Origin of the sequence: Corynebacterium sp. CCM 9204, assembly GCF_041357695.1 — a bacterium.
Lineage (GTDB): Bacteria > Actinomycetota > Actinomycetes > Mycobacteriales > Mycobacteriaceae > Corynebacterium.
Genome location: NZ_JAUERX010000001.1, coordinates 721124 through 747169 on the forward strand (window position 1 = coordinate 721124; position 26046 = coordinate 747169).

Annotated in this window: 23 protein-coding genes; 14 read left to right on the forward strand and 9 right to left on the reverse strand. The window is 58.5% G+C overall.

Annotated elements, in window-relative coordinates:
• Positions 1-271: 271 nt before the first annotated feature.
• The 5 genes from secD to QWU43_RS03225 all read left to right on the forward strand — a co-directional run bounded on the left by secD (position 272) and on the right by QWU43_RS03225 (position 8160).
• Positions 272-2290 (forward strand): protein translocase subunit SecD, encoded by a 2019-nt coding sequence (gene secD / locus QWU43_RS03205; protein WP_370917094.1) that lies wholly within the window; start codon positions 272-274, stop codon positions 2288-2290.
• Positions 2290-3432, forward strand: a complete 1143-nt coding sequence (gene secF, locus QWU43_RS03210; RefSeq protein ID WP_370917204.1) for a protein translocase subunit SecF — start codon at positions 2290-2292, stop codon at positions 3430-3432. The genes secD and secF overlap by 1 nt, the downstream gene beginning before the upstream one ends.
• Before the next feature lie 245 nt (positions 3433-3677).
• Positions 3678-5327: a peptide ABC transporter gene (locus QWU43_RS03215; protein WP_370914068.1), complete on the forward strand. Its 1650-nt coding sequence runs from the start codon at positions 3678-3680 to the stop codon at positions 5325-5327.
• A complete protein-coding gene (locus QWU43_RS03220; RefSeq protein ID WP_370917095.1) occupies positions 5324-5878 on the forward strand; it encodes an adenine phosphoribosyltransferase in 555 nt (184 codons plus the stop codon). Before QWU43_RS03215 ends, QWU43_RS03220 begins: the two co-directional genes overlap by 4 nt.
• A complete protein-coding gene (locus tag QWU43_RS03225; RefSeq protein ID WP_370914070.1) occupies positions 5878-8160 on the forward strand; it encodes a bifunctional (p)ppGpp synthetase/guanosine-3',5'-bis(diphosphate) 3'-pyrophosphohydrolase in 2283 nt (760 codons plus the stop codon). Before QWU43_RS03220 ends, QWU43_RS03225 begins: the two co-directional genes overlap by 1 nt.
• A 105-nt stretch (positions 8161-8265) precedes the next feature.
• Here QWU43_RS03225 and QWU43_RS03230 read toward each other — a convergent pair whose 3' ends face one another.
• The 4 genes from QWU43_RS03230 to QWU43_RS03245 form a co-directional block, all read right to left on the reverse strand.
• Positions 8266-8748: a hypothetical protein gene (locus QWU43_RS03230; protein ID WP_370914071.1), complete on the reverse strand. Its 483-nt coding sequence runs from the start codon at positions 8746-8748 to the stop codon at positions 8266-8268.
• A 230-nt stretch (positions 8749-8978) separates the two neighbouring features.
• Positions 8979-9350 carry a hypothetical protein gene (locus QWU43_RS03235; RefSeq protein WP_370914072.1) on the reverse strand — a complete coding sequence of 124 codons (372 nt, stop codon included), beginning with the start codon at positions 9348-9350 and terminating at the stop codon, positions 8979-8981.
• Positions 9351-9556: 206 nt separating this feature from the next.
• A complete protein-coding gene (locus QWU43_RS03240; protein WP_370917096.1) occupies positions 9557-9967 on the reverse strand; it encodes a hypothetical protein in 411 nt (136 codons plus the stop codon).
• Positions 9968-10262: 295 nt separating this feature from the next.
• Complete coding sequence (locus QWU43_RS03245; protein ID WP_370914074.1) at positions 10263-11120, reverse strand: peptidylprolyl isomerase; 858 nt, start codon at positions 11118-11120, stop codon at positions 10263-10265.
• 157 nt (positions 11121-11277) lie between these two features.
• On the opposite strand from QWU43_RS03245, the gene QWU43_RS03250 reads away from it, so the two are divergent.
• Both QWU43_RS03250 and hisS read left to right on the forward strand, forming a co-directional pair.
• Complete coding sequence (locus tag QWU43_RS03250) at positions 11278-11925, forward strand: MBL fold metallo-hydrolase (RefSeq protein WP_370914300.1); 648 nt, start codon at positions 11278-11280, stop codon at positions 11923-11925.
• 90 nt (positions 11926-12015) lie between these two features.
• Positions 12016-13296: a histidine--tRNA ligase gene (gene hisS / locus QWU43_RS03255; protein WP_370917097.1), complete on the forward strand. Its 1281-nt coding sequence runs from the start codon at positions 12016-12018 to the stop codon at positions 13294-13296.
• Between the two features lie 42 nt (positions 13297-13338).
• On the opposite strand, the gene QWU43_RS03260 is transcribed toward hisS, so the two are convergent.
• A complete protein-coding gene (locus QWU43_RS03260; RefSeq protein ID WP_370917098.1) occupies positions 13339-14106 on the reverse strand; it encodes a hypothetical protein in 768 nt (255 codons plus the stop codon).
• Between the two features lie 131 nt (positions 14107-14237).
• Between QWU43_RS03260 and QWU43_RS03265 the strand changes: the two genes are divergently transcribed.
• A complete protein-coding gene (locus tag QWU43_RS03265) occupies positions 14238-14879 on the forward strand; it encodes a hypothetical protein (RefSeq protein ID WP_370917099.1) in 642 nt (213 codons plus the stop codon).
• A 9-nt stretch (positions 14880-14888) separates the two neighbouring features.
• Here the strand turns inward: QWU43_RS03265 and QWU43_RS03270 are convergent, their stop codons facing one another.
• Positions 14889-15467: a TetR/AcrR family transcriptional regulator gene (locus QWU43_RS03270; protein ID WP_370914078.1), complete on the reverse strand. Its 579-nt coding sequence runs from the start codon at positions 15465-15467 to the stop codon at positions 14889-14891.
• A 1365-nt stretch (positions 15468-16832) separates the two neighbouring features.
• Here QWU43_RS03270 and QWU43_RS03275 point away from each other — a divergent pair.
• The 3 genes from QWU43_RS03275 (at position 16833) to QWU43_RS03285 (ending at position 18294) form a co-directional block, all read left to right on the forward strand.
• Positions 16833-17153 (forward strand): hypothetical protein, encoded by a 321-nt coding sequence (locus QWU43_RS03275; protein ID WP_370917100.1) that lies wholly within the window; start codon positions 16833-16835, stop codon positions 17151-17153.
• A gap of 541 nt (positions 17154-17694) precedes the next feature.
• Entirely contained in the window at positions 17695-17892 is a 198-nt protein-coding gene (locus tag QWU43_RS03280) for a hypothetical protein (protein ID WP_370917101.1), read from the forward strand.
• Positions 17893-18087: 195 nt separating this feature from the next.
• The gene (locus QWU43_RS03285; protein WP_370914081.1) at positions 18088-18294 is read left to right on the forward strand and encodes a hypothetical protein; all 207 of its coding nucleotides are present in this window, start codon (positions 18088-18090) and stop codon (positions 18292-18294) included.
• Between the two features lie 115 nt (positions 18295-18409).
• On the opposite strand, the gene QWU43_RS03290 is transcribed toward QWU43_RS03285, so the two are convergent.
• The 3 genes from QWU43_RS03290 to QWU43_RS03300 all read right to left on the reverse strand — a co-directional run bounded on the left by QWU43_RS03290 (position 18410) and on the right by QWU43_RS03300 (position 20929).
• Positions 18410-18751, reverse strand: a complete 342-nt coding sequence (locus QWU43_RS03290; RefSeq protein ID WP_370917102.1) for a low molecular weight phosphatase family protein — start codon at positions 18749-18751, stop codon at positions 18410-18412.
• Between the two features lie 97 nt (positions 18752-18848).
• A complete protein-coding gene (arsB, locus tag QWU43_RS03295) occupies positions 18849-19943 on the reverse strand; it encodes an ACR3 family arsenite efflux transporter (RefSeq protein WP_370914083.1) in 1095 nt (364 codons plus the stop codon).
• 98 nt (positions 19944-20041) lie between these two features.
• Complete coding sequence (locus QWU43_RS03300; RefSeq protein ID WP_370914084.1) at positions 20042-20929, reverse strand: neutral zinc metallopeptidase; 888 nt, start codon at positions 20927-20929, stop codon at positions 20042-20044.
• A 187-nt stretch (positions 20930-21116) separates the two neighbouring features.
• On the opposite strand from QWU43_RS03300, the gene aspS reads away from it, so the two are divergent.
• The 3 genes from aspS to QWU43_RS03315 all read left to right on the forward strand — a co-directional run bounded on the left by aspS (position 21117) and on the right by QWU43_RS03315 (position 25992).
• Positions 21117-22916, forward strand: a complete 1800-nt coding sequence (aspS, locus tag QWU43_RS03305) for an aspartate--tRNA ligase (RefSeq protein WP_370917103.1) — start codon at positions 21117-21119, stop codon at positions 22914-22916.
• 361 nt (positions 22917-23277) lie between these two features.
• Positions 23278-24537 carry a phosphotransferase family protein gene (locus QWU43_RS03310; RefSeq protein WP_370917104.1) on the forward strand — a complete coding sequence of 420 codons (1260 nt, stop codon included), beginning with the start codon at positions 23278-23280 and terminating at the stop codon, positions 24535-24537.
• Positions 24538-24630: 93 nt separating this feature from the next.
• Positions 24631-25992: a replication-associated recombination protein A gene (locus QWU43_RS03315; protein WP_370914087.1), complete on the forward strand. Its 1362-nt coding sequence runs from the start codon at positions 24631-24633 to the stop codon at positions 25990-25992.
• Positions 25993-26046: the final 54 nt, after the last annotated feature.

Genomic DNA, 26046 nt, shown 5'->3' on the forward strand with positions numbered 1-26046 from the left:
TCGGTTTGCTGGCGAGAGGGGAGACCGCAACCGGTCGGATGCCCCGGATGCCGTACTATAACCGTGACGACCGGACGGCGTGACCCACAGTGTGGTCTCAGGCTCCGTTCCGGACAAATGCTATGACGACCACAAGCACAGATGAACGCTGGCCCCTGGACTGTCCAGGGGCAGAGTTTCATCCGTCCGAAACCCCTATCAGCGCTGGCCGAGTTTCCCTTCCGGAAATCGCGGGCCAACGGAATACGCTGAGACACAAGGAGACACTCCATTGGCTTCGCAATCTGGGCGCAGACGCGTCGGGCAGAAGAACTGGCCGGTGATCGCGCTCGCCCTTTACCTGGTGATCCTGATCTTCGTTTACTCACTGGTCCTGCTGACCGGTGACCACTCGGCGAAGCCCCGACTGGGCATCGACCTTCAAGGTGGAACTCGGGTGACTCTGGTTCCCCAGGGTGAGGAACCGACGAAGGATCAACTGGATCAGGCCCGTAACATTCTCCAGAACCGTGTCAACGGTATGGGTGTCTCCGGTGCAGAGGTGGTGACCGACGGTAATACGCTCGTGATTACGGTTCCGGGTGAGGATACATCCCAGGCACGGGCTCTCGGACAGACCTCCCAATTGTTGTTCCGCCCCGTCGCGGAGCCGGGACAGCCAGATCCGGAGCGGTTACTTGAACAACAGACCGAAATGGCGGAGAGATGGGTATCCCTCGGAGTGATAACTCCCGAGGAAGCCCAGGACGCTGTCAATCAACTGACCGAGCAACTCAACCTCGACGCAGAACAGCAGGCCAAAGCAATATCAGACATTCAAGCACAGGCTGAGGGGACAGATGAGGGGGCTTCCGCCCCTGAATCGGAGAATTCCGGTGCTACCGTCGAGGTGGAGAAGATTGATGCGCCGAAGATCAGTGCAACGGCTCCTAAAGAACCCGCGAACTCAATCGAGGCGGCGGAACGCCGCGCTGAGGTCACCGCGATGCTGCGTGAGGATCGGCAGTCCGAGGACCCGACGACCCAGCTCGCTGCGGCATCGTTGTTGATCTGTAACGAAGAACTCGATCCGATCGCAGGCACCGATGATCCAGCGAAGCCTCTCGTCGCCTGCGACGTGGAATCCGGAGCGAAGTACATCCTCGGTCCGTCACCGCTTCTCGTCGGGGAAACCGATCCAGTTCACGGGATGCGTTTGAGCGGAAATGAAATCGACACCAATCGTCCGATCAATGGTGGTCTGAATCCTCAGACCGGGCAAATGGAGATTAATTTCTCCTTCAAATCCGGCCCCGGTGAGCAGGGCGGTGCATCGTGGGCTTCCCTGACCCAGGAATACCTGAAGCGTCAGGTGGCCATCACCCTCGACTCCGAGGTGATCTCGGCGCCTGTCATCCAGTCTCCGACACCGGTCGGATCCGGTACCTCGATCACCGGGTCCTTCACTCAGCAGGAAGCGATGGACCTCGCCAGTAACCTCCGTTACGGGGCGCTGCCCCTGTCCTTCGCGGGGGAGAATGGCGAGCGAGGTGGTACAGCCACGACCATCCCGGCTACCCTTGGATTTGCGTCCCTCAAAGCCGGTCTGATCGCAGGGATCATCGGCCTGATCCTGGTGAGTATGTTCTGCCTTGCGTACTACCGGATCTTCGGTTTCCTCGCGGTGTTCACACTCTTCGCATCAGGTTCGCTGATTTATGGATCGCTTGTGCTCCTGGGACGCTGGATCGGGTACTCCCTGGATCTCGCCGGGGTCGCTGGTCTGATCATCGGAATCGGTACCACCGCTGACTCTTTCGTCGTGTTCTACGAGAGAATCAAGGATGAGGTCCGGGAGGGAAGGACATTCCGTTCTGCGGTGCCGAGGGCATGGGAGCGAGCCAAGCACACTATTCTCTCCGGCAACTTCGTCTCCTTGATCGCCGCTGTCGTGCTTTACCTTCTTGCAGTCGGAGACGTCAAGGGCTTCGCCTTCACACTCGGCCTCACGACCGTTTTCGATCTGCTGGTGATCTTCCTGATCACATCCCCGCTAGTCATTCTTGCTTCACGTAAGCGGTTCTTCGCTAGCCCGCGGGTCAACGGACTTGCTGGGGTCATGAGGGTTGCGGGAGAACGACGTACCCGTGGTGAATGGCTCGCAGGAGACCACGCCGACAACGCGCTTGACGGAGAAACCGATGCGCAGACCATCGCTCGACTCAGTGAAGCGGGCGCCACGCCATCGGGTTCAACCCCGGTAGCCTCAGTAAACTCCGGTGTCGAGTCCGGCGAGAACGAGGAGAAATAATCATGAGTTCTTCCATCTTCAGACGTCTCTACACAGGTGAGGGCGGAATCGACTTTGTCGGGCGCCGTCGGGTTTGGTATGCCATCACGGGCATCGTTCTCGTTGTCTGCTTCCTCGGGATAGTCATCCGCGGGTTCACGCTCGGGATTGACTTCGAGGGGGGAACCAAAATGAACATGCCTGCGGAAGGTATCTCCACTGAGGCAGCGGCCGAGGTGTTCACTGAGGCCACCGGTGTTATTCCACAGAAGGTTCAGGTCGTCGGTGCCGGAGACTCACGGATCCTTGAGATCAATTCCGAGCGCCTCGATGAGCAGCAGATCCAGAATGCCCGCGAGGAACTATTCGGGAGCTTCCAGCCGGTGGATGCTTCCGGTGAACCGAACCCCGATGTCGTTGGTGACTCGACGGTGTCCGAATCGTGGGGATCGACGATCACGAATCGGATGCTGCTCTCACTTGGGGTGTTCCTCGTCTTGATCTTCGGTTACATCACCGTACGTTTCGAGCGCGACATGGCGATCGCCGCCATGGCGGGCCTATTCGTCGACGGCGTTGTTGTTGCGGGTATCTACGCGATTATCGGATTCGAGGTTACCCCGGCCACGGTCATCGGTCTGCTCACAGTTCTTGCGTTCTCGCTCTACGACACCGTTGTCGTATTCGATAAGGTAAAGGAAAACACGGCGGGATTCCTCAATACGAAACGGAGAACGTATGCTGAGCAGGCGAACCTCGCTGTCAACCAGACGGTGATGCGGTCCATCGCTACGACGGTCATATCCGCGCTTCCCATTGCAGCGCTTATGGTCGTGGCGGTGTGGCTCATGGGAGTTGGCACCCTGAAGGATCTCGCGCTCGTCCAATTCATCGGCGTGATTGAAGGAACATTCTCATCGGTGTTCCTCGCCACACCTATCCTGGTCACCCTCAAGAACCGCCAGCGTAAGATTCGTGAGCACAATGAACGTGTTCTCGCGGAACGCGAAGGACGCCAGGATGTCCGGGTCGGAGTTTCCGACTCCGGGTCAGGAGCTTCAAACAACAGCGAACGTGGGCCCCGCAGGACGGTATCCACGCCGGTTCCCGCCGTGAACCCGGGCCACGGACCTCACGGTGCTAGCTGGCGGCCCGGCCAGTAGATAAGCTCGGGCACACTGTGTGACAAGATCAGCCGTAGGATACGTTGATGTCCTACGGCTGATCTCATTGAGGTGGCCTGCCCTTCCTCCGGTGATGAGAACTATGCGCGGGTTGCTTATACTGTGATGAGTTCCGCGTGGAGCATTCTCGGTCTTTCTACCCGGAGTCCAATGAAAAAAGGGGGTGGACCGTAGGAAGTATCCGAGGCGATATGATTCCCCGAAGACCAACAAGGACTGTTCGCATGGCCGACCTGCTGCCCCGAAAATCGGTGAAGAGCAAGTACTCGCTGTCACGAGTGTTCGCTGTGATTTCCGGGGCCTTGGTCTTTCTCGGTGCCTGTGGGACGCCTGGTGATGTCTCCGGTGAAGGGACTCTTCCTCCGGAACCGACACGGTTGACACTCGCCACGTCCTCTCCCTTGGCAACCACGAATGCGGCAAGCCTACTCGGTGCGTCGACAAGCGCTGATACCCTCGCTGGAAGGCTTTATCCACCGGCGTTTGTTCACGGTCCCTCCGGACAACAGATCCCGAATCGGGACCTCATCACCGCGCAGAAACTTCCGGGAGCGGAGCCCCGGGTGATCTACACCATTAATCCCGAGGCATCCTATTCCGACGGCGCGCCGGTGACCTGTACAGATTTTCTGCTCTCCTATAAAGCCGGTGTGCTTCCCGGTCTTTTCGACGCATTTTTGCCGCTCAACCACCAGGTGAAGAACTTGGACTGCACTGCCGGAGCGAAAGAGTTCACCCTCGTGTTCAATGAAGGCACCGGTGCACGGTGGAGGCACATGTTCGGCCCGGGGACGGTGCTGCCGTCGCACGCCATCGCCGCCAAGGTAGGGATCTCTGAAGGAGAGCTGGTCACGGCACTGGTCACGGAGAACGTCGAGGCACTCCGTCCGGTAGCTGATGTCTGGAACACCGGGTTCAACCTCAGTTCCTTTGACCCAGAACTTCAGGTTTCTTCGGGGCCGTTCACCATTGACAGAGTGGATGGGGACGGGACTGTCATCCTCCGGCGTAACGATCATTTCAACGGAGATCCCGCTGAGTCGGAGTCGGTGATGGTCTGGCCTAGGGGTACAGACATTGCCGAGCGCAGAGAAGAAGCCTCGGCGGTTCTCGCTGACTTCAGCGGTGGAACATCGGTTGATTGGGTGAACCGGGATGATCCGGGAAACACCGCTGATGTCGAGTACATGACCGGCGACCGGATCGAACAACTGGTTTTGGGGGATGGGAGCCTGTTCTCTGTACCGGAGAATCGTGCGGCGTTTGCCGCGTGCATTGATCAAACGGCTGTTGCAGCGGCATCGTCGAGAATCGCGGATCATCCGGTCCCGCCGATGGGGGTGAGGCTTTCCCCCGCGAACAGCCCCGCTACGGATCATGATCGTCCGATTTCCGACGCCCATCTCGGTGTCGATATCGCTCGCGCCCAGGTTCTTGCCGGAAGTACCGTGCGGATTGGTTACCTCGGCCCGGATGCACGGTTGGCGGCGATGGTGGAGGCGATCAGAGTTTCCTGTGAACCAGCCGGAATCACCGTGATCGACGCAAGTACCGAGGGCGGGACCCTCGCTGATCTCGATGTCTCCTCGTTTGACGAATGGTGGAATCCCAAGGTCACCGAGGGAGAACTCGATGCGTTGCTGGTGGCACTGGGGCCGGCTGCCGAGTATGGTTCCGTGAACGTCACCAGTGACGATCTCGAGGGTTTCCGGGCTGCCGAAGAACGGCTCTGGCAGGAGGTTCCGACCATCCCGTTGGCTGCAGAACCCCGCATATTTGTGGTGGACCGCAACGTAGGTAACGTTGTGGTGAATACCGGTAATTCCGGGATCGGGTGGAACATGGACCGGTGGCAGGAGAGTGAGGGACAATGACGTACGACAATGCGCGCGAGGCACTCGCAGCGAAGATCCGTTACGTCCAGGATTTTCCGGAGGAAGGAATCCTGTTCGAGGATCTGACTCCGGTTCTGGCGGACGCGGAGGCATTTCAACTGGTGGTCGATGAACTCGCGGACACGGCCGAGCGCTATGGCGCCCAACTGATCGGAGGCTTGGATGCGCGCGGTTTTCTCCTCGGCTCCGCTGTCGCTTACCGTCTGGGGCTCGGTATTCTCGCGATCCGCAAGAAGGGGAAGCTTCCCCCTCCGGTACACACCGAGGAATACCAACTGGAATATGGAACGGCAGCGCTTGAGGTACCGGCAGACACTGGGACGGATCTCGAGGGCGTCCGGGTCGTGCTCGTGGATGATGTACTAGCGACCGGAGGCACTCTCGTTGCAGCAAGGAAACTCCTGGAAAGCTGCGGTGCTGTGGTGTCTGGGCACGCAGTGGTTCTGGAGGTTCCGAGGCTGGGCGGACGGGAACGCCTCGGGGATAGCCCGCTGACCGTGATCAATGAACCTACCGGTGGTGATTGCTGATGTCTCAGAACCGGCATGGCAGTAAACAGCAGGTCAACATGCGGAGCATGTCAGCACGACTGGCACGAAGTCTTACCGGGACCAGGACGAAGGTTGACCCGGTCCTCGATCCTCTGGTGAGCATTCACCGCAAGATACATCCGAAAGCGAACATTGAGGTTCTGCAGCACGCTTACCGTACTGCCGAACGTCTTCATGATGGCGTATACCGGAAATCCGGTGACCCGTACATCACTCACCCGCTTGCGGTAGCGACCATTGCCGCTGAAATCGGGATGGACACCACCACCCTGATCGCCGCGCTGCTCCATGACACTGTGGAGGACACGGACTACAGTCTCGAGGATCTCTCCGCCGAATTTGGGGAAGAAGTCGCTCGATTGGTTGATGGTGTCACCAAGCTCGATAAGGTGGCCCTAGGAGCTGCGGCAGAAGCCGAGACGATCCGGAAGATGATCGTTGCAATGAGCCAAGATCCTCGGGTTCTGGTCATCAAGGTAGCGGATCGACTGCACAACATGCGGACGATGCGATTCCTTCCACCAGAGAAACAGGCCAAGAAAGCTCGGCAGACCCTAGAAGTGATCGCCCCGCTGGCGCACCGACTCGGGATGGCGACGATCAAATGGGAGCTGGAGGATCTCTCTTTCGCGATTCTCTATCCCAAGAAGTACGACGAGATTGTACGTCTGGTGGCAGATCGTGCACCGTCCCGGGACAGGTACTTGGCCGAGATCATCTCCGATGTCCAATTCACCATGCAGGAAAACTCCATCACCGCCAGCGTGATGGGGCGTCCGAAACATTATTGGTCGATTTACCAGAAGATGATTGTACGCGGACGTGACTTCGACGAGATTTTCGATCTGGTCGGAATACGCATTCTCGTGGACAACCTCAATGACTGTTATGCAGCCATCGGTGCCGTCCACTCTCTCTATTCAGCGCTGCCGGGACGCTTCAAGGACTACATCTCGGCACCACGGTTCGGGGTATACCAATCACTTCACACCACTGTCATGGGTCCGGGTGGGAAAGCCCTTGAAGTGCAGGTTCGAACTCATGAGATGCACTACAACGCAGAGTTCGGGATCGCAGCCCACTGGAGGTACAAGGAGACGAAGGGATCCCACGCCGGTGAGCAGTCCGAAGTAGACCAGATGGCGTGGATGCGTCAGCTTCTCGACTGGCAGAAGGAAGCTGCGGACCCCAATGAATTCTTGGATTCGCTGCGATACGATCTTCAGGCCACTCAGATCTTCGTGTTCACTCCGAAGGGGGATGTGATCAACCTGCCGGTCGAAGCGACTCCGGTTGATTTTGCCTACGCGGTTCACACCGAAGTCGGGCACCGGTGTATCGGTGCCAAAGTCAACGGCAAGCTCGTCGCGCTTGAATCCACTCTGAAGTCAGGGGACCGTGTCGAGGTGTTCACCTCGAAGGATCCTGGTGCTGGCCCTAGCGCCGACTGGCAGAAGTTCGTCGTCTCTCCTAGAGCGAAAGCCAAGATACGGCAGTGGTTCGCCAAAGAACGTCGTGAGGAATCCCTGGAACTCGGCCGTGACGCGCTCGCTGCCGAAGTTCAGCGCGGGGGACTTCCGATGCACCGGCTTTTCACTGCGCAGTCCATGAAGACGGTCGCGACTGAATTGCACTACCCGGACGTCGATGCGTTGTACACAGCAATCGGAGCGGGCTCGGTGTCCGCGAAGCATGTGGCTTCACGCCTGATGGCCAACTTTGGCTCTGCGGACGAAGCCGAGGACGCGCTCGCGGCCAGAACACCATTCAGCGAGCTGGTCAGTTCTCGAAGCCAGGCTCCGGGAGACGGCACTGGCATCCTCGTCGAAGGAAGCCCCGACGTTATGGCGAAATTGTCTAAATGCTGTGGTCCGGTACCGGGTGACAGTATTTTCGGTTTCGTCACTCGGGGCGGAGGTGTCAGCGTACACCGCAGCGACTGTACGAACTCCGCGAAACTCCATCAGGAGCCCGAACGTCTCATAGCGGTATCATGGGCGTCCGAGGAATCCGGGAGTGTCTTTGCGGCGACACTCCAATTGGAGGCGCTCGATCGTCATGGACTTCTGTTCGAGCTGACTCGGGTCATCAATGAGCAGCGCGTTACTGTCACCGCGATGAACTCGTATTCTGCGGAGGATCACGTCGCGGTTTGTCGATTCACCTTCGAGGTCTCCGATACCAAACAACTCGGCTCCCTCATGACCCAGCTTCGTAATACTGAAGGAGTATTCGACGTCTACCGGGTGTCCACCGGCTAACGTGGATCTCGTCGCAGGTCTGTATGCGAACGGAAACACCGTACACATCCTATCGGAAAAAGAGTTGTGTACGGTGTTCCGACGACTGTTTCTTCTCCAGGTGACTTAGTGGGGAAGGTACTTCTGGATGAGCTTCGTCAGCGAGGCTGCCGCGGATAAGAGGCTGATGATGCCGACAACGGCCTTGATGATCTGCATGATCTTCGTGATGACCATTGCGGCCCTGGGCCCCTCGACCGTGTCACCATCGAGATTCTTGTACTCGGTCTTCTCACTGGAGCCGATTCCCGAGGACAGTGCATTATCCGAGGAGCCCTCCACGGCGGTGGCGATCGGATCGGTCTTCTCAGCATCGGATTTGCCGGTAGTTGTGCCACCGGTACCTTCCTCGGTTCCAGCGGAATCCTTGTCGGACTTCTCGTCTTTGTTTGAACCAGTGCGGACTGACCCCTCGGTACTGCCGGATACCTCAGAAGATGAGCTGCCAGGCATGGTGTCCTCGGCCCATGCTGGGACAGAGAGGACGGAAGCAGTCAGGACGGTGGTGGTGACTGCGGAGATGAGTGTGGAATGTGAAATGAGTTTCATGGTACAGGTCCTCAATAGGGGGTAGGTCAACGGTTGACAGTAGCCCACGCATGATGTCGGTCATCCGGGGGGGGGGGCATTGAGATTCTTCGATTATCAGACAACTTGCCCCGGGGATCACATCATCGTGGGGATGTGTGATGGCGGAAAAAGATAAAGCGGCCAGCCCCGTGAATACGACGGGGAGACCGCTTCATCATGTGCTTGTGCCGGGTAACTAGTTCCGGCTACTACGCTTTCGGGGCCAGTTTCTGGATGGCGTTGCTGATGGAGTAGATCGCGGTGAACAGCGAGGCGATCGTGGTCAGCATCTTGACGAATGCACCGATCTGCTTTGCGTAGTACTCGATCTTGGTGGTCTGCTTCGTCTTCCCGTTGTCATCGGTGTAGGTCACCTTGTCGCTGGAAGAACCGAGCGAGCCACTGCCCTCCTTATCGGCGTCGTCGCTCTTTTCGGAGCTGCCGTCGGTCAGCGTTGAGACGGAGCTTTCCTGCGCGTTGGTGTCATCATCATCAGCGAACGCCGGTGCGGTGATGACAGAGGCGGACAGGGCGATCGTGGTTGCTGCGGCGATCAGGGACTTGCGGGAGAAAACCTTCATGAGGATCCTTCTGTTGATGTATGGGGCGGGTGTCTGGCGCTAATGATAACCCAAATATCCGATTTATGTCGCCCCCACGCGTAAGCTAGGTGAAAGGACGGGACCAAACCGGTGTGAACGACAAGCACCACCACGTAATTATAACGTGATGGTGCTTTACTCCGGTGACCGTATCTCGCGGACGAGATCGTTCGGAAATCGGAGGATTAACCGGCGATCTTGGTGACCTTCTGGATTGCGGTGCTGATCGCGAAAATTGCGGTGAAGAGGGACGCAACGGTGGTGAGCATCTTGACCCAACCGCTGATCTTAGAGACGTAGTAGTCGACGGACGAGCACTTCTTCTCCGTGCCGTTCTTCAGGCAGGTCTTCTCATCTGAGGAAGAACCTTCGGAGGAATTATCGATGGAAGAACCCTCAGGGGAGTTCTTCTTCGGCTCCTTGTCGGTCTCCTTATCGGTGTCCTTGTCGGTGTCCGCGGTGTTGGCGGAGACGCTGCTGTTCTCTTGGCTGCTGTTCTGGTTATCTGCGGCCATCGCCGGTGCGGCGAGACCGGTGGTGGAAAGTGCAACAACGGCGGCGATGGAGACGAGGGACTTACGGGAAAGCAGCTTCATGGAGATTCCTTTTATCGGTGTTGTAAAGCGTTGGTACTTGTAGACAGACTATCCGGTTACGTTGAATCCGCAACAAACCTGCGGTTGGTCGGGGTTGACTGGGGCGGTTTTGACCGCAGATATAAGGGAATATCAAGTTGTGAGGGTTGACTTAGGATGAATAATTCTGGCGTGTGGGGGTGGAAACCGCCCCCGGATGCGTGCAAAAAAGTTTGAGAGAGAGCGCTGGAGGCGTTGTGGGGAATCACAGTACTGTGATTCCCCACAACGCCTCCAGCGCTAAACTTGCGTTCGGTCAGCCGAGTTTCGCGGTCTCGATCCGGACCTCTTCGGAGGGAGCGCCGTTTGCTCCGTCGCCGTTGACACCGGCCTCAGCGATTTTGTCGAGGGTCGCGAGGCCTTCATCTGTGATTGTTCCGAAGTATGTGTACTTCGCGGGAAGCGGAGAGTCATCGTAGTTTAGGAAGAACTGGGATCCGTTGGTTCCCGGGCCCGAGTTCGCCATTGCCACTGACCCGCGTGGATAGACAACCTGGGTATCCGCATTATCGGTGTCATCCGTGGGGTATTCGTTCGGATAGATGAAGCCCGGACCACCTGTACCGGTACCTGTGGGATCGCCGCACTGCAGAATGAAAATTCCCTGGTTCGTCAGACGATGGCAGATGGTGTCATCGTAGTATTTATTGTATGCAAGGTGTTCGATTGCGTTGACCGTGCAAGGGGAGGCCGCGCGGTCAAGCTCCATTGGGATGGGGCCTCTGTTGGTGTTGAGGGTGAGTTGGACAGTCCCCGTGGCGGGTACGTCGGTCGTGTGGGTGGGGGTGTCGACTTCTCTGGCCGCTGGCTGATCTTCGGAGCTGTAAGTGCACGACACCTTGTCTGCCAGGGGGGTGGTGCGCTTCCCATCGAGTACGCGGATGTCTGAGTCTGTCTCTTGAGCCTGGGGAGTTTCTTTGTTGGCTTCGAGAGTAGCTTCATCGGAACCTGTCCGGGTGCTTGCGAACCAGATCCCTCCAACGATGAGGGCGATGACCGCAAGGGACGCGAAAGCGACCGTTAGCGGTTTCGTCTTTTCGGAACGGTCCCGGCTCTTCAGCTCGGCTCCCAGCTTTTTCATCGCTTCGGTTCTTCGGGTTCTGTTACTGGTCAACTTTTGTCCCCTGGTCGAATCTTGTTGGCCGACCGAGATACGTTTTGGTACTCAGTGGCCATGAACATTTCCCGCTCATCCTAGCCGGTGTCCATCACCGGGCAGCAGCCGCAGGGGGATGGACCCGGTGGCGCTGTTCAGCGGTTACGATGGGGACATGGAGATTCTCGGTTTCGCGGCCGGCCCGTATCAGACCAACACATGGTTGCTCGTCGATGGCGGCCGGTGTGTTGTCGTTGATCCGGGTATGCATGCGGCTCGGCGGGTTCTTGAGATTTTCGACGAGCGTGGGCTGACTCTGGAATCAGTGGTTCTGACGCACGGTCACATTGATCACACCCGGGACTCCGGAACCTTGGCGAATCGATTCGAGGTTCCGGTTTACATTCATCCCGCTGATCGGCTTATGCTCGATAATCCGGGGGCAGGAGTCTCGGCGGCATCAGTGCAGCTTTTCACCGCTGACCGGATGACCCGGCCAGCCATCGTTCGGGACCTGGAACACGGCACTCAGCTCAGTCTCGCAGGAACTCCGTTTTCTGTTCGGCACGCACCCGGGCATTCCCCTGGAAGTACACTCCTCGTCGGTGCAGGGGTCTGTCTCTCCGGGGACGTTCTTTTCCGGGGCACCATCGGACGTACTGATCTTCCGGCCTCTGACCCTGAGGCGATGGAACGGACGTTGCGAAATGAGGTTCTTGCCCTTGATGATCGTCTTCAGGTGCTGCCCGGGCACGGTCCGGCGACAACGATGCGTGCGGAACGCCGCACCAACATCTTTCTTCTAGGGCTGACCCAGGGCTGATCTTGACGATTGCGGTTGCCGGGTATCGGCTGATGGAAATGATCGGGCAGCATCGTTTTCGGTGTGGGGCATCCTCTATACTTTGCACCCGTGAGCAACTCCCCGAAATTCAAGCCGTTTTCCGCCCCCAAAGGTGTCCCGGACTATGTGCCGCCGGTGTCTTCTGAGTTTCTGGCTGTGCGTGAGGCATTCACCAGGCAGACTCATCTGGCGGGCTACGAGCACATTGAGCTCCCCATATTCGAGGAAACGGGCTTATTCGCGAGGGGAGTCGGGGAGTCCACGGATGTAGTGAGTAAAGAAATGTACAGCTTCGAGGATCGGGGCGGGCGCTCAGTGACTCTCCGGCCGGAGGGAACCGCTGGTGTGATGCGGTCGGTGATCGAGCACAATCTTGATCGTGGCCAACTTCCCGTGAAACTCTCCTACACTGGACCATTCTTTCGCTACGAGCGTCCCCAGGCCGGACGGTATCGGCAGTTGCAACAGGTAGGAGTGGAAGCGATCGGGGTTGAGGATCCGGCTCTCGATGCGGAGACCGTGGCCTTGGCGGATCGGTGCTTCCGGGGTATCGGTCTGACAGGATTTCGGTTGGAGATCACGAGTCTCGGAGACCGCGAGTGCAGACCGGGTTACCGGCGTCTACTTCAGGAATTTCTTTTACGTCTTCCCCTGGATGAGGCGACGCGCCAGAGGGCTGAACTCAATCCGTTGAGAGTTCTGGATGACAAGAGAGTTGAGGTCCGTGACATGACCGCCGATGCTCCGCTCATGCCCGATCATCTCTGTACCGGATGTCGTGATCATTTCGAGACGGTCACGGGTCTTCTTGATGACATGGGTGTTGCCTACGTACTTGCGCCACGCCTGGTTCGAGGTCTCGACTATTACACCCGGACCTGCTTCGAGTTCGTGCATGACGGACTCGGTGCGCAATCCGGTATCGGTGGTGGCGGCAGATATGACGGCCTGATGGCGCAGCTAGGAGGTCAGGAACTCTCCGGCATCGGGTTCGGCCTCGGGGTGGATCGTGCGCTGCTCGCTCTTAAAGCAGAGAATGTCAGGGTCTCCGACGGTGCCCGGGTAGCGGTTTACGGTGTGGCTCTAGGTGAGGTCGCCCGTCGCCGGATGGCATTCGAAATCAATCGACTGCGGGGCGCAGGCATCAGCGCGGACATGTCCTTCGGCGAACGAGGTCTCAAGGGGGCAATGAAGGGAGCTGACCGCGCTGGGGCGCGGTTCGCCCTCGTCCTCGGGGACCGTGAACTAGAGTCCGGAATTGTCGCTGTGAAGGATCTCTCGGCCCACGAGCAGGTTGATGTCCAACTCTCTGAACTGGTGTCGTTTCTCCAATTGCGACTGAAGGCATGAGGTCACGGTCATCTTGCGCTGAGACCGACGTGGCGTGGATGATCAGAAGGAGACGGCGTCGAGTAGCGTCGGAATATCGGATGCCACCACGATCGCCAATGGGCGTTGGTCGCCATGTCCATTTTCTGTCACGATGACTGCCTCTGGCGTGTGTCCTGTGTCATCCCTTGATCCGAGACACTCGAGGACCTCCGGGACAGTTGCTGTTCGTGCCATGAGTTCCGCTCGATCTGTGCTCTCGGCAAATCTGAGAATGTCGGAGACGTTTGCGGCATCGATCCGGCCGTTGACTCCGAGATCATGGGCTATCCACCGTGCGACAGACCGTGATGTAAGCAAGCGATGGTAGTTTCCTTCCCGGTACACCGGGAACTGCGCGAATCCGGTGTCACGGATTGCTGCAAGAACATCGTTCACCGGGCTCTCCGGTGTGAAACCGATGATCCGATCCTGTTTCAGCACAGCGACAGCCGTTGGGGCAGCCAGGAGAACATTACGCAGTTTCCTAATTTCCTCGATGGTGTCGGGACGTGGATCAGCGATCGGGCGGCCACCGCGATACTCTCCATGGCTTATCGCATTCCGGAGATCGGCGAAAGATCGGAGTGCATCGGTTTGGGTACGGGTCAAACGATTCCGATTCGCGAGTTGGCGTACCATCCACGTGAAGGAATCCGATCGACGGGCGCCCAGTGTCTCGCGGAGGAAACCCTCGATCTCGTTGAAGGTCGTGAGAAACGCTGTGGCGGGCGATTCTCCGGGGGATCGTGTGGACTGCTTCTCGGACATGGCGGCTGATGATTCGGACACATCCACCACTGTAGCTTCGGGAGTTCTGCACGGTTGTGCACGAAAAGGATGGTATGACTTGTACAATCGGCCGCGTCAATGGTGCCGTTCCGCCGGTACTTTGCCCTGAAACCCGTGAGGAGTATTCACCAATGACCCGTAATCAGACCATACGTATCGCTGCAGCGGTAATTGCCTCAACTCTTCTGACAACGAGTTGTGGCACTTCAGATGACAAGAACGGGGAAGCCCCCACGGGAACTCCCTCGGCCATGATGTCCGTGCCACCGCTGACGGAGACCACTAACCCCGAGAGTCCCTCGTCAGTGCATGAGGAAAACACGCGTTCCAGCGTCACGGGGGCTGGGGTATCTGGTGAAGTGGACGAGGGGGAATCCGCCCCGTCAGTCACGAATAATCCGCTTGTTCCGGATGCCGAATCGAAGCGCTGGGGCGGAGATGATTACGATCGGGATCTGGCGGCGAAGATGCCGGAGGATCCGCTTTACCCTGGTGATCAGGTACAGATCCTGGGACAGAATGGTGTGATCTGTGCCGCCGGTGGATTCTATGGAGTCCACTATATCGCGGCCCCGGTTTCTGAGGGATGTGGCGTTGCGGAGGAATCGATGTCCGCTGCTTTCAGAGGGGAGGATGCGACACGTAACGTACATTTCACGCAGCCCAGGTTGGTGAAGCTGGGTGACGGACGGGATGCCCGGTGTGTGGAGAAGGGTAATATTCTGTTCGAGTGCCGCGACTTCCAGGGGGTTCCGGTCTCCTGGTTCTGGTGACCGTTGCCCTCAGTATCTGAGGGGGCGGAGGGCCCCGTGTCTTAAGCCTGAAAGATAGATTTCCACGAGATTCGCAGTGATGTTCGGCTCTAGTGCGAGGACACCGGGTACTGGGGGGCGGGAGACCGTGAGGAGCCCGATCATGAAGGTGTCGTACTGAATTGATGCTTCGATGAGACCGTGTTTTTTGGCGGAATCGAGGATCATATTGCCCAGTTTCGCGGTGTCCTGCCTCAGATCCATCACATCTGGCGGTAGCTGCGTTAAATCGTCGGGGGCGAAAGATGACACAAGGGAACCGAGGCCCATTCCCACGAGCGAATCCACGTAGAGGAGCCACTGTCCCTCGGGGTCTGTATCCAGATTGTCTAGTACGGATCTCTGGAGCTCAATGGCACGTGTGTAGAGTCTCGCTCCGCATGCGTGCAGCAGTGAGTCGCGGTCGGGGAAATTCCGGTACAGCGTGGCGATACCGACACCGGCACGGTCCGCGATGACTTCCAGCGGAACCGTGTCCGGTTGGCTGCGGAAGAGCTCGCAGGCGGTGTCTATTATTCTGTTCCGGCGTTCGAGGGCATCGGTGCGCAACGGATGACTCCAGGTGTAGGGGGGGATGGGGTACCACGCTCTAGGTGGATGGTGAACTCAAGTGATAGTCGGAACTTCCAGTGCTGTCTAGTTGATCTCGAGGATACTGTTCTCTGGAGCACCGACCGGAAGACAGGATAACCGCATGGATCGAACTCGGATCCGGATTCTACTGCGTGATGCCGATGAAATCAGGTAGCTGGCTGGACAGGCGGTTCTTCTCCCCGATGTCATCCAGGCGGAGCCATCAGAGGCGGATCTTGGGGAGAATGGTTCATCTCGAGAGTGTGGGCGGGAGTATGATCTTCTTCCCCCGTTACGATCACCTGGCCACCGGATCTCTATATACGTGTGGAGATGAGGCACTTTGCTCAGATTGTGCACGAGTTGGCGTCCGTGGTCATGCGTAGCGACGTCCTGCGTGATGATCCCGCTTCCACTGCGGGAACCGGCGGGTCGCTAGGCAGGTTCTGGGTTTTGCCCGAACTGATACCGTTGCTGAAACGACTACACAATCTTTTGTCCCTGCTCCTGGATCCGCAGACCCGGTGGACGGGCGGGAGGGGGCGTGATGACCTGACGAAGGTGCGGTGCACCAGGGAACTGTACGGTTGGGACGGAGTGGCTTATACCCCGAACACATTGGCCCGCCCAGCACCTCATTGAGCCTTTTCGAGATGCCGTGCTGAGGAGCATTGGCCCATCCACCGTAGGGATCGGATTTGATCGCCTTGACGAGGTGACGGTCGCAGCAGCCGGAATGGCTGTTGAGCGGATATTGGGCCACTAGGATTCTGAGGCACGTCTTAGGGAAGAGGTCGAGGAAGCTCTCTGGAAACTCACCCGTAAGTGCAGCCGGAGCTCACTTCACAGTTACCTCTGGATGTCCTCCGGCAACTTACTACGGATCGTCTCCGGTTCACAGGTTTGGAGAACTCCGGAATCACCATTGTCGCGGGTGTCCTGGCTGCCCCCGTTGATCGACTGACCGCGAGGTCAACGGAATCGGTGAACGGACGGCTCAGCGGATGAAGGTCGCCGCCAGAACCCATGTCGGGGAAAGATGAGAAACACCGGACACTGGGAATAGGGGAGGATCCTGTTCCCGAAGCCCTGGTTTGACACGCACACGATCTTGCTATTGTCAAGTTTCCGAACTTGACAAAGGCAGATGCTTGCGTCGCTATCGAGTACTTGATTTTTCCGCGCGTTACCGCCCGGGCCCGTTCCTGATGAATATGATGTGGCGACCCACGGTGACGGCACCGGTGAACCCTCGCTGGACATCCTTCGGACTGGTCTTGAGTGGGCCGCCGCGGCCTCTCTGCCGTTTCCTCATTCAATCATCGATTCTGGCGATGAAGCGTGGGAGGACTACCTTTCACCGACGACAGGTATTATCAGGCATTTCTCGTCGGCCTCCTCCGGATCGAGGCCGGAACGAGAGAGACGGATCCGCTTCTGGCCGACGACCTCGTTGGATGGATCCGGAAAATCCGGGTCAACCGGCTTTCCTCCGTCAACTACACCTTCGTGGGCGACAGTCCCATGGTGCCAGATTCGCGGTGGTACAACGTCGGATCATTCTGGGAGACGACAGGGGGCTGGGAAAACGGTCCAGGCTATTGCTGTCCTCGTGTATCTCGCCGCGGAGAGACATCAACCCCGAGCGGAACCTTGACGTAGCGTTGTCGTCTCCGCGGCTTCGGTTATCGTGAACTGGTTGAGCGAACTCTGATCATTCTGCGCTCTGGAGGTGTTCGTTGCACACGGTCCGGACAAGCTCTCCGCCACTGGGTTGTGGCGGGACAGAGGAGGGTTCTCATCTGCACCTACGACGGTGTCGGGGCGCTCGATCTCGGGAACCCGGATGTACTGGTCATCGATGAGGCGCGCATGATAAAAATCCCAGGGCGAAGAGAACGATTGTGTGATCTGCACTCGCCGCATCTGCAGAGACCGTGATGCTACTGGGGGAACTCCACTCTAGAACAAGGTCGAGGAATTCATAAACCTTGTCCGGATCGTCAGACCGGATCTGGCCGCACCAGGAATGGCAGACATGGAGGCGGATGATCTCCGGATCTCGTCGCCGATGCGTATCTTCAACGCAACGCCGATCAGGTGCTGGATCAGCTTCCGAACCGGGTTGATGAGCCTGAGCCGGGTGGAAGTAATAGGTGCGGATGAGACCTTTTGCCGTTGAAGTGTCGTAGAAGGATCGTGGGTGGGGATTAGCCGTGCGGCGTGGCTTACTCCTGGAGTCAGACCCGCGGAGTTGAGCTGGTTCGAAGAAGTCGTGGCTGATGCCTATGATTCGGGAGAACTGGTTCTGGTGTTCAGCTTTTTTCTGGACGTGTTTGAGTTGATCGCAGATGAATCCGGTGATTCAGTCATCGGCGGCCCGGTGTCACCGCGATACTGACCGTCCATATGTCGATGCGTTAGGAATCGCGCCCGTCGAAAGTCTCCTCTTCGCACAGATTCAGGCGGGTGGACAGGGACTCAATATTCAGGCTGGCTCCGTGGTTGTCCTCGCTGAACCCCAGGTGAAACCGACATAAGGAGGACCAGGCGATAGCCCGTGCCTACAGGATGGGGCAGCCCGTAGCGCGTTCACGTGCATCGACTGATAGGAGCTGAAACAGTCGATGAGTGGCTGTCGGAGGATACTGGCAGGAAATCGTCAATCTTCGATTCCTTCGCCGGGACAGTCGACCCTGCGCGGATGTCTGACGCGATCGACGTCTCCGAACCAGAGCTCGCGCGTGGATTTATCGCCGATGAACGGTGTGCCGACTCGGGTTGGCTGAAGGCAACGACATAGTGTTCGTGGAGGTTCCTCTGAGCTGTGACACCGCGGACTTATGGGAACATACGGAAAAATCTCGTGGCACCACAAGTTTCACCGAGCTAGGATTTCCTGGACACGCCGAGTTCCGTCAGGAGCGAACGCACCCGCCTCTCGATGTCGTCACGGATGATCGCATACGTTCAATGCCGTCGATCCCGCGGAGAGAGGGCTCATCGGTGATCCAGATCTCAGGGGTCACGACCATTCCGGATATCGGATCAAGCACAGCTTCGGCCCCCAACACGATGACCCGGTCGGCTCTGCGGAGGAGATTGGTGTCGATCTCCGAGGACACCGCATCGTCCATTGACGCGCCGATTTCAGCGACTGCGACGATTGAAAGCTGGTTCACGGATCCCTTCGGGGCGGTTCCCGCGGAATGAACTTCAACGTCGGTACCGGCGTATTTCCGTGTGATGGCTTCAGCCATCTGGGATTTTCCTGCGTTCCTCGTGCAGATGAACACAACAACCGGGCATGCTGGTGGCATCGTGGATCTACCCCGTTCTTCTTCAGCGGGACTGGAATTATTGGGTCGTGGATGCGGTTGAGGGCAGTGTCGGGTCCTCAGGGAAAAAATGCGGACCCCACCACATGATGAGGTACACCAGTGCCAGGAGAACCGGTACCTCGATGAGTGGACCGATGGTACCTGCGAGGGCCTGTCCCGACATCGCACCGAATGTTCCGATGGCGACCGCGATCGCCAACTCGAAGTTGTTGCCTGCGGCGGTGAATGCAATCGTCGTAGAGGTGGCGTAGCCGAAACCACAGGCGCGGGAAAGGCTGATCGCGAGAGCGAACATGATGAGGAAATAGAGTGTGAGGGGAATGGCGATGCGGATGACTGCCCAGGGATCGGCGGTGAGCTGTTTACCCTGCAGACTGAACAGGACAACGATTGTGTAGAGGAGGCCCCCCAATGCCAGTGGAGAGATCACGGGCAGGAATCGGGCCTCATACCATTCCCTAGACCGTGCCTGCTCACCGATTACCCGGGAGAGAAAACCCGCGAGCAACGGTACTCCAAGGAACACGAGCACCGAGATGAGAATTGCCGTGAAGGAGAAGCCCGCGGTTGTGGTCTCCAAGCCGAGCCATGACGGAAGAATCTGGAGGTAGAACCAGCCCAGAGCGGAGAACATGATCACCTGGAACACCGAATTAATGGCAACGAGGACAGCCGCGGCCTCCCGGTCTCCGCAGGCGAGATCATTCCAGATGAGCACCATCGCGATGCACCGCGCCAACCCAATGATGACCAGACCTGTCCGGTATTCGGGAAAGTCGGGAAGCAGCGTCCATGCGAGGACGAACATCAGCGCCGGACCGAGAAGCCAGTTGAGGGCGACAGTGAGAGTCATAAGCCGCCGGTCGGCGGCGATTTCCGCCGTCTTGTCGTAGCGGACTTTTGCGAGTGGCGGATACATCATGACCAGCAACCCAATTCCTATGGGCACCGATATCCCGCCGATCGACCATGAATCAAGGAGCCTGCCGAAGGCCGGAATGAACCGTCCGAGGAGAATACCGAGGGCCATGGCCGCGACTATCCACGCCGGAAGCCATCTGTCGAGGAAACCCAACCGTGCGGAAACGGGTATGCGTGAGGTGGTGCTCATTGCGTGATGCAACCTGTCTGTCGGGTGAGCTGGCCGTTGAACACTCTAGGTAGGGCAACCTCTACGGTCAATAGTCCGGAGTGGTGCATGCTGTGCCGTCACATCCTGTAGCCGCCACGGTCGAGGGTATCGCAGGAGCTCATCGATCCGGAGCGGTATCCGGCGAGGAATGCCTGTTCACGTTGTTCGGAGGATCCGTGGGTGAAAGCGTCGGGACGCACCTCACCCTGGGTGCGGCGCTGGATGTTGTCGTCACCCACTGCACGGGCTGTGGCGACGGCATCCCGGACCTGAGCATCTGTGATGGGTTGGAGCAGCGCGTCTGCGCCATCATCGGCGTAATGTGCCCAGACCCCTGCATAACAGTCAGCCTGAAGCTCGATCTTCACGGCGTTGGAATCCGCACCGGGATTCTTGTAGTCACTGAGTCCCAGAGTTCCCTCGAGGTTCTGTAGATGATGTCCGAACTCGTGAGCGACGATGTACTCCTGAGCAAGGGGAGCATTCTCTCCACCGAGATCGACGACTTGTTCGAAGAAGCTGACATCGAAATAAGCCGTTTGATCGATGGGACAGTAGAACGGTCCGGTGGCTGCGGATGCGACCCCGCACCCGGATCTGGTTGAGTTCTCGAAGATAACCAGATCAGGTGGGGAGTAATCGATACCGGCCTGAACCGGGAGTTCCTTCTCCCAGACGAGATCCAGGGATTGTGCTGTGGCCGATACCCGGCAGTCCGCGTGACGGTTGGCGTCCGCCCCTGTCCTGCAGTGATCGAGTGTTCCGGTCTTTCCGCCGCTACCGGGAGAGACCTGCGTCTGCTGCTGATTCAGAACCTCACTCAACTCTCCGGGGTCGCCTCCGAGGAGCACGAATGCGATGGCCACCAGAACGGTGCCGATACCGCCGCCTGCAGCGAGTCTCATCCCGCCACCGGACCGTCGGGCGCGGGAGGCGTTCAGGTCGACATCATCACGAAAGGTCATGCGATGATCATGCCACAGAAGTCCAGGAATCCAACGCGGCTGAACTCGCTGAATTGATCTACCGGTACCGCTGACCGGGTGCCGGTAGCAGGGCTTTTCAGCCCGGAAGGACCGGGCTGAGGTATCGGAGGGTAGACTCGCAGGTCGATCAAGTTTCATCTTTGACTAGTGGAAGGACACCAGACACGTGTTGCGCACTCATCTTGCGGGCGACCTGCGGAAGGAATCAGCGGGACAGACGGTGACGCTGACCGGATGGGTTGCGCGCCGCCGTGATCATGGGGGCGTGATATTCATCGACCTGCGGGATCGTTCCGGTGTCGCTCAGGTGGTCTTCCGGGACTCCGACGTCGCGGAAAAAGCCCACCATCTGCGCAGTGAGTTCTGTATCAGGGTTACTGGTGTTGTGGAGGCTCGTCCGGAGGGGTCAGAGAACCCCAATCTGGCGTCAGGCGACATCGAGGTCAACGTGACCGGATTGGATATCCTCAACGAATCTGCACCGCTCCCGTTCCAGATTGAGGATTCCGCCACATCCGGTGAGGTCGGCGAGGAAGCTCGACTCCGTTACCGCTACCTGGATCTCCGCCGTCCGAGTCAAGCGAAGGCCATGCGGTTGCGTGCCAAGGCGAACCAGGCCGCACGGCGGGTTCTCGATGCCAATGCATTCACCGAGGTTGAGACGCCCACCCTGACGAGGGCAACTCCGGAAGGGGCCCGTGATTTTCTGGTTCCGGCTCGCCTGAAGCCCGGGACCTTCTATGCCCTGCCACAGTCTCCGCAGTTGTTCAAACAGCTCCTGATGGTTGCGGGACTCGAGCGTTACTACCAGATAGCCCGGTGTTACCGGGACGAGGATTTCCGTGCGGACCGGCAGCCCGAATTCACGCAGCTCGATGTAGAAATGAGCTTTGTCGACGAGAATGATGTGATCGAGCTCGCAGAGCAAGTCCTGGTGGAGCTGTGGAAGTTGATCGGTTATGAGATCAGCACCCCGATTCCGCGTATGACGTACGCGGACGCTATGCGTCGTTATGGTTCAGACAAACCTGACCTTCGCTTCGCTATCGAGATCACCGAATGTACAGATTTCTTCTCCGAGACCACCTTCCGGGTGTTCAAGAACGAGTACGTCGGTGCGGTCGTGATGGCTGGCGGAGCCAGCCAGCCGCGCCGCCAGCTTGATGCGTGGCAGGACTGGGCCCGTCAGCGTGGAGCCAAAGGGTTGGCGTACATCCTCGTCGGTCAAGACGGAGAACTTGCGGGACCAGTGGCCAAGAACATCACGGACCAGGAACGCGCGGGTATTGCAGACTACGTCGGAGCGAAACCGGGGGATTGCATCTTCTTCGCCGCCGGCGACACAAAATCTTCCCGGGCACTTCTCGGTGCGGCACGCGGTGAGATCGCCCGGAAGCTTAGCCTCATCAAAGAAGGTGACTGGGCCTTTACCTGGGTCGTTGACGCACCCATGTTTGAGCCTTCTGCGGATGCCACCGCTTCCGGTGACGTTGCGCTGGGGCATTCGAAGTGGACTGCCGTCCACCACGCGTTCACCTCTCCGAAGCCCGAGTTTCTCGACACCTTTGACGAAGATCCCGGTTCCGCGCTCTCTTACGCCTACGACATCGTGTGCAACGGCAACGAGATCGGTGGTGGATCGATCCGTATCCACCGGCGAGATGTTCAGGAGAGGGTGTTCAAGGTCATGGGCATCACTGATGAAGAGGCCCAGGAGAAGTTCGGATTCCTTCTCGACGCCTTTGCCTTTGGGGCACCGCCGCACGGTGGTATCGCTTTCGGATGGGACCGGATTATGAGCCTTCTCGGTGGGTTCGAGTCAATCCGTGATGTCATCGCGTTTCCGAAGTCTGGCGGCGGAGTCGATCCACTGACGGATGCTCCGGCTCCGATCACCCCGGAACAGCGTAGGGAATCGGGGATTGACGCGAAACCGAAGAAGCCAGTACAGGCTGAGCGGAACTGACGTGAAGGATTACGGCACTCGGATAACTTCGGGTGCCGTAATCACCCAGTGCCGGGCATCTGTGTAATCCACGGTTGCCGATATTGGGGGAGGTTTGCTACCCCCGATATGCCTTTGGAAAACATCCGGGCTTCGATGTCCTCCGCTTTCTTTTCCCTGTCGACACCACATTTATTCCACTTCCTGGCGAATTACTGTGGAAGGCACATCGTGCCAGTCTCCGTGGGGGGAATGACGCATTTTCTTCACTAGGGATACAGTGGGGGGAGTGTCGAGGGCTGAGTGATGATCACTTACGTGACCGTCCCGAGTGCCCTTTTCACGTCGGATTCCCGGCATACGACCCATGAAGGAGTGTTCCATGCTCGCGACCGAAGAGATCGTCGAGGTGGCCCAGGAACTGCTGTCCGAGCGTTTCGGCGGCACCCAGAAACTCGGGGATGTCACATCCCTCGGTGGGTCCGGTACCGCTGTGGTGCTACGGGCCCGCGTCGCGGTATCTCCGTTTCTGCAGCAGCGGTCAGTCGTCCTGAAATACACCCCACCCACTGGAGACCGCATTGATGATGCAGCACTGATCCGGGAGGTCGTGTCCTATCAGTTCACCACGTCGTTGCCCGCCGATGTCCGGCCTGGCCCGGTCCTTCTTGCCTATGACATTGACAGGAGGATCCTTGTCATCACGGACTCCGGAGACGGTGAAACCTATGCGGATCTGCTATCCACCACAGAAGGCGACGAACGTCTTTCACTTGTGCGCAATCTCGGGCGGGCACTGGGGCGTATGCACGCCGGTACCGCCGACCGTGAGGCAGGGTTCGATATCCTGCTCAAGCGGATGCTCCGGGCATATCCGGACACCGGAGAACTGCAGTACGCACGCGACCAGGGTTTGCCGGGATCGATTGACCGTGGTCTGGAATTGCTGTCCGCGGCAGGTATTGAGATACCGGCGGTGGTCCGGCATTTCGCGGCGGATGCGAAGCGACGGTTGGTCAGTGGTCGGCACCGAGCGTTCACTCCTTTCGACCTTTCTCCGGACAACATCATTCTCGCTGACCGCACGCAGTTCCTCGATTACGAATGGGCGGGATTCCGGGACGCGACCTTTGACATCGCGTGCGTTATCGCAGGCTTCCCACAGTTCCTTTTCACACGCCCCATAACCGATGAGGAGACTGACGCTTTCATCGCATCTTGGGTCGAAGAGGTACGGGAGATCTGGCCTAACGTCGCCAACGAGGTCAGACTGCAGGCCCGCATCGTGACCGCGATGATCGGCTGGGCGATATCCAGCGTCTGTTACCTCCACTACGGATCGATGAACCAGGTGATCAGCGAGCTGGGAGAACGGGCTGAGGCACGCTCGGCATCCATACCAGGGCCTGAGATCGAAGCTGTCGTCACCGCTGAGATATCCGACCTTGACGACGACTACGATGTTCTCGCGGGGGTTCTCGATGACTTCGCGGAGGGGGATGGTTTAGCCAGAGAGGATCTCCACGAGACCTTTACTGCCCTCGCGCATTACGCAGAGCGTGGATCCGACCCCCGATTCGGAGAGGTTCACTGTTTCGCCGCGTCGGTGGTCGAACGTCTTGATGAACTGAACGGTAGGTAAGGGTGGCAGGTACTGCACGCCGCCGTGAAAAGCGGCGGCGCGTTCAAAGAAGCGGGGCATTCGCGAAATTCAAGAGAGGAAGATCCAGTCCTGATGGCACAGGCCACCCTGTTTCCCGGTGAGGATGAAGGTGCCGGGAGTCCGGATAGTGGAACCGAGTACTTCCATCCTGGGGGGCATGCACCTCTGGCTGCGAGAATGCGTCCGCGTAAGCTTGACGAAGTGGTGGGGCAGAAGCACATACTGGGGCCCGGTAAGCCGCTCCGTCGGCTGGTCGAGGGGTCCGGTGCGGCCTCGGTTATTCTCTATGGTCCTCCGGGTACCGGGAAGACGACGATTGCTTCCCTGGTCAGTGCGGAGACCAAACGACATTTCGTCGGACTCTCCGCACTGAATGCGGGTGTGAAGGAAGTTCGTTCCGTCATTGACCGTGCCCGTCGTGATCTGGTCAATGGTCGTCGTACCGTGTTGTTCATCGATGAAGTCCACCGGTTCTCCAAAACACAGCAGGACGCACTCCTCGGTGCCGTCGAGAACCGGATCGTTCTCCTCGTCGCCGCGACGACGGAGAACCCGTCGTTCTCTGTGGTTGCGCCATTGCTCTCCAGATCTCTCATTCTTCAACTGCATCCACTCAGTGACGATGACGTGCGAGTTGTCCTGGAGCGAGCCCTCATCGATGAGCGTGGAATCGGTGGCCGGATCACGGCCTCGGCTGATGCCATCAGTCAGCTTGTGGCTTTAGCAGGTGGAGATGCCCGGCGTGCGTTGACCTACACCGAGGCTGCGGCTGAAGCGGTTCCGGATGGTGGCGAGCTCACCGTGGACACGGTGCGGGAGAACGTGGACCGTGCGATCGTCCGGTACGACCGTGACGGTGACCAGCACTATGACGTCACCAGTGCGTTCATTAAATCGGTGCGGGGATCGGATGTTGATGCGGCGCTACACTACCTCGCGCGGATGATTGAAGCGGGGGAAGACCCACGGTTCATCGCCAGACGTCTGGTGATCCTTGCCTCCGAGGACATCGGGATGGCTGATCCCGGTTCCCTGACGATTGCTGTGTCCGCTGCACAGACTGTAGCGCTCGTAGGGCTACCTGAAGGGCGTCTGGCACTCGCACAGGCGACGATCCATCTTGCCACTGCGCCGAAATCGAATGCGGTGATCACCGCGATCGATGCCGCCCTGAACGATGTTCGTGAAGGCCGCTCCGGACACGTTCCGCCGCATCTCAGGGATGGGCACTACGCCGGGGCGAAGAAACTCGGGAACGCTGTCGGCTACCGTTACCCGCATGATGATCCGCGGGGTGTCCTTTGCCAGCGTTATCTACCCGAGTCCCTCGTCGATGTGGTGTACTACAGGCCAACCAGCCATGGAGCGGAAAAGCGGCTCTCAGACGTCACCGGGAGATTGCGCAGGGTCATCCGCGGCACAGAACGGAATTGAACTGGGGGTGTGTTCGGTCTCGAAGCTTCGCCGCAGAGTCCTGCTCAGACTTCG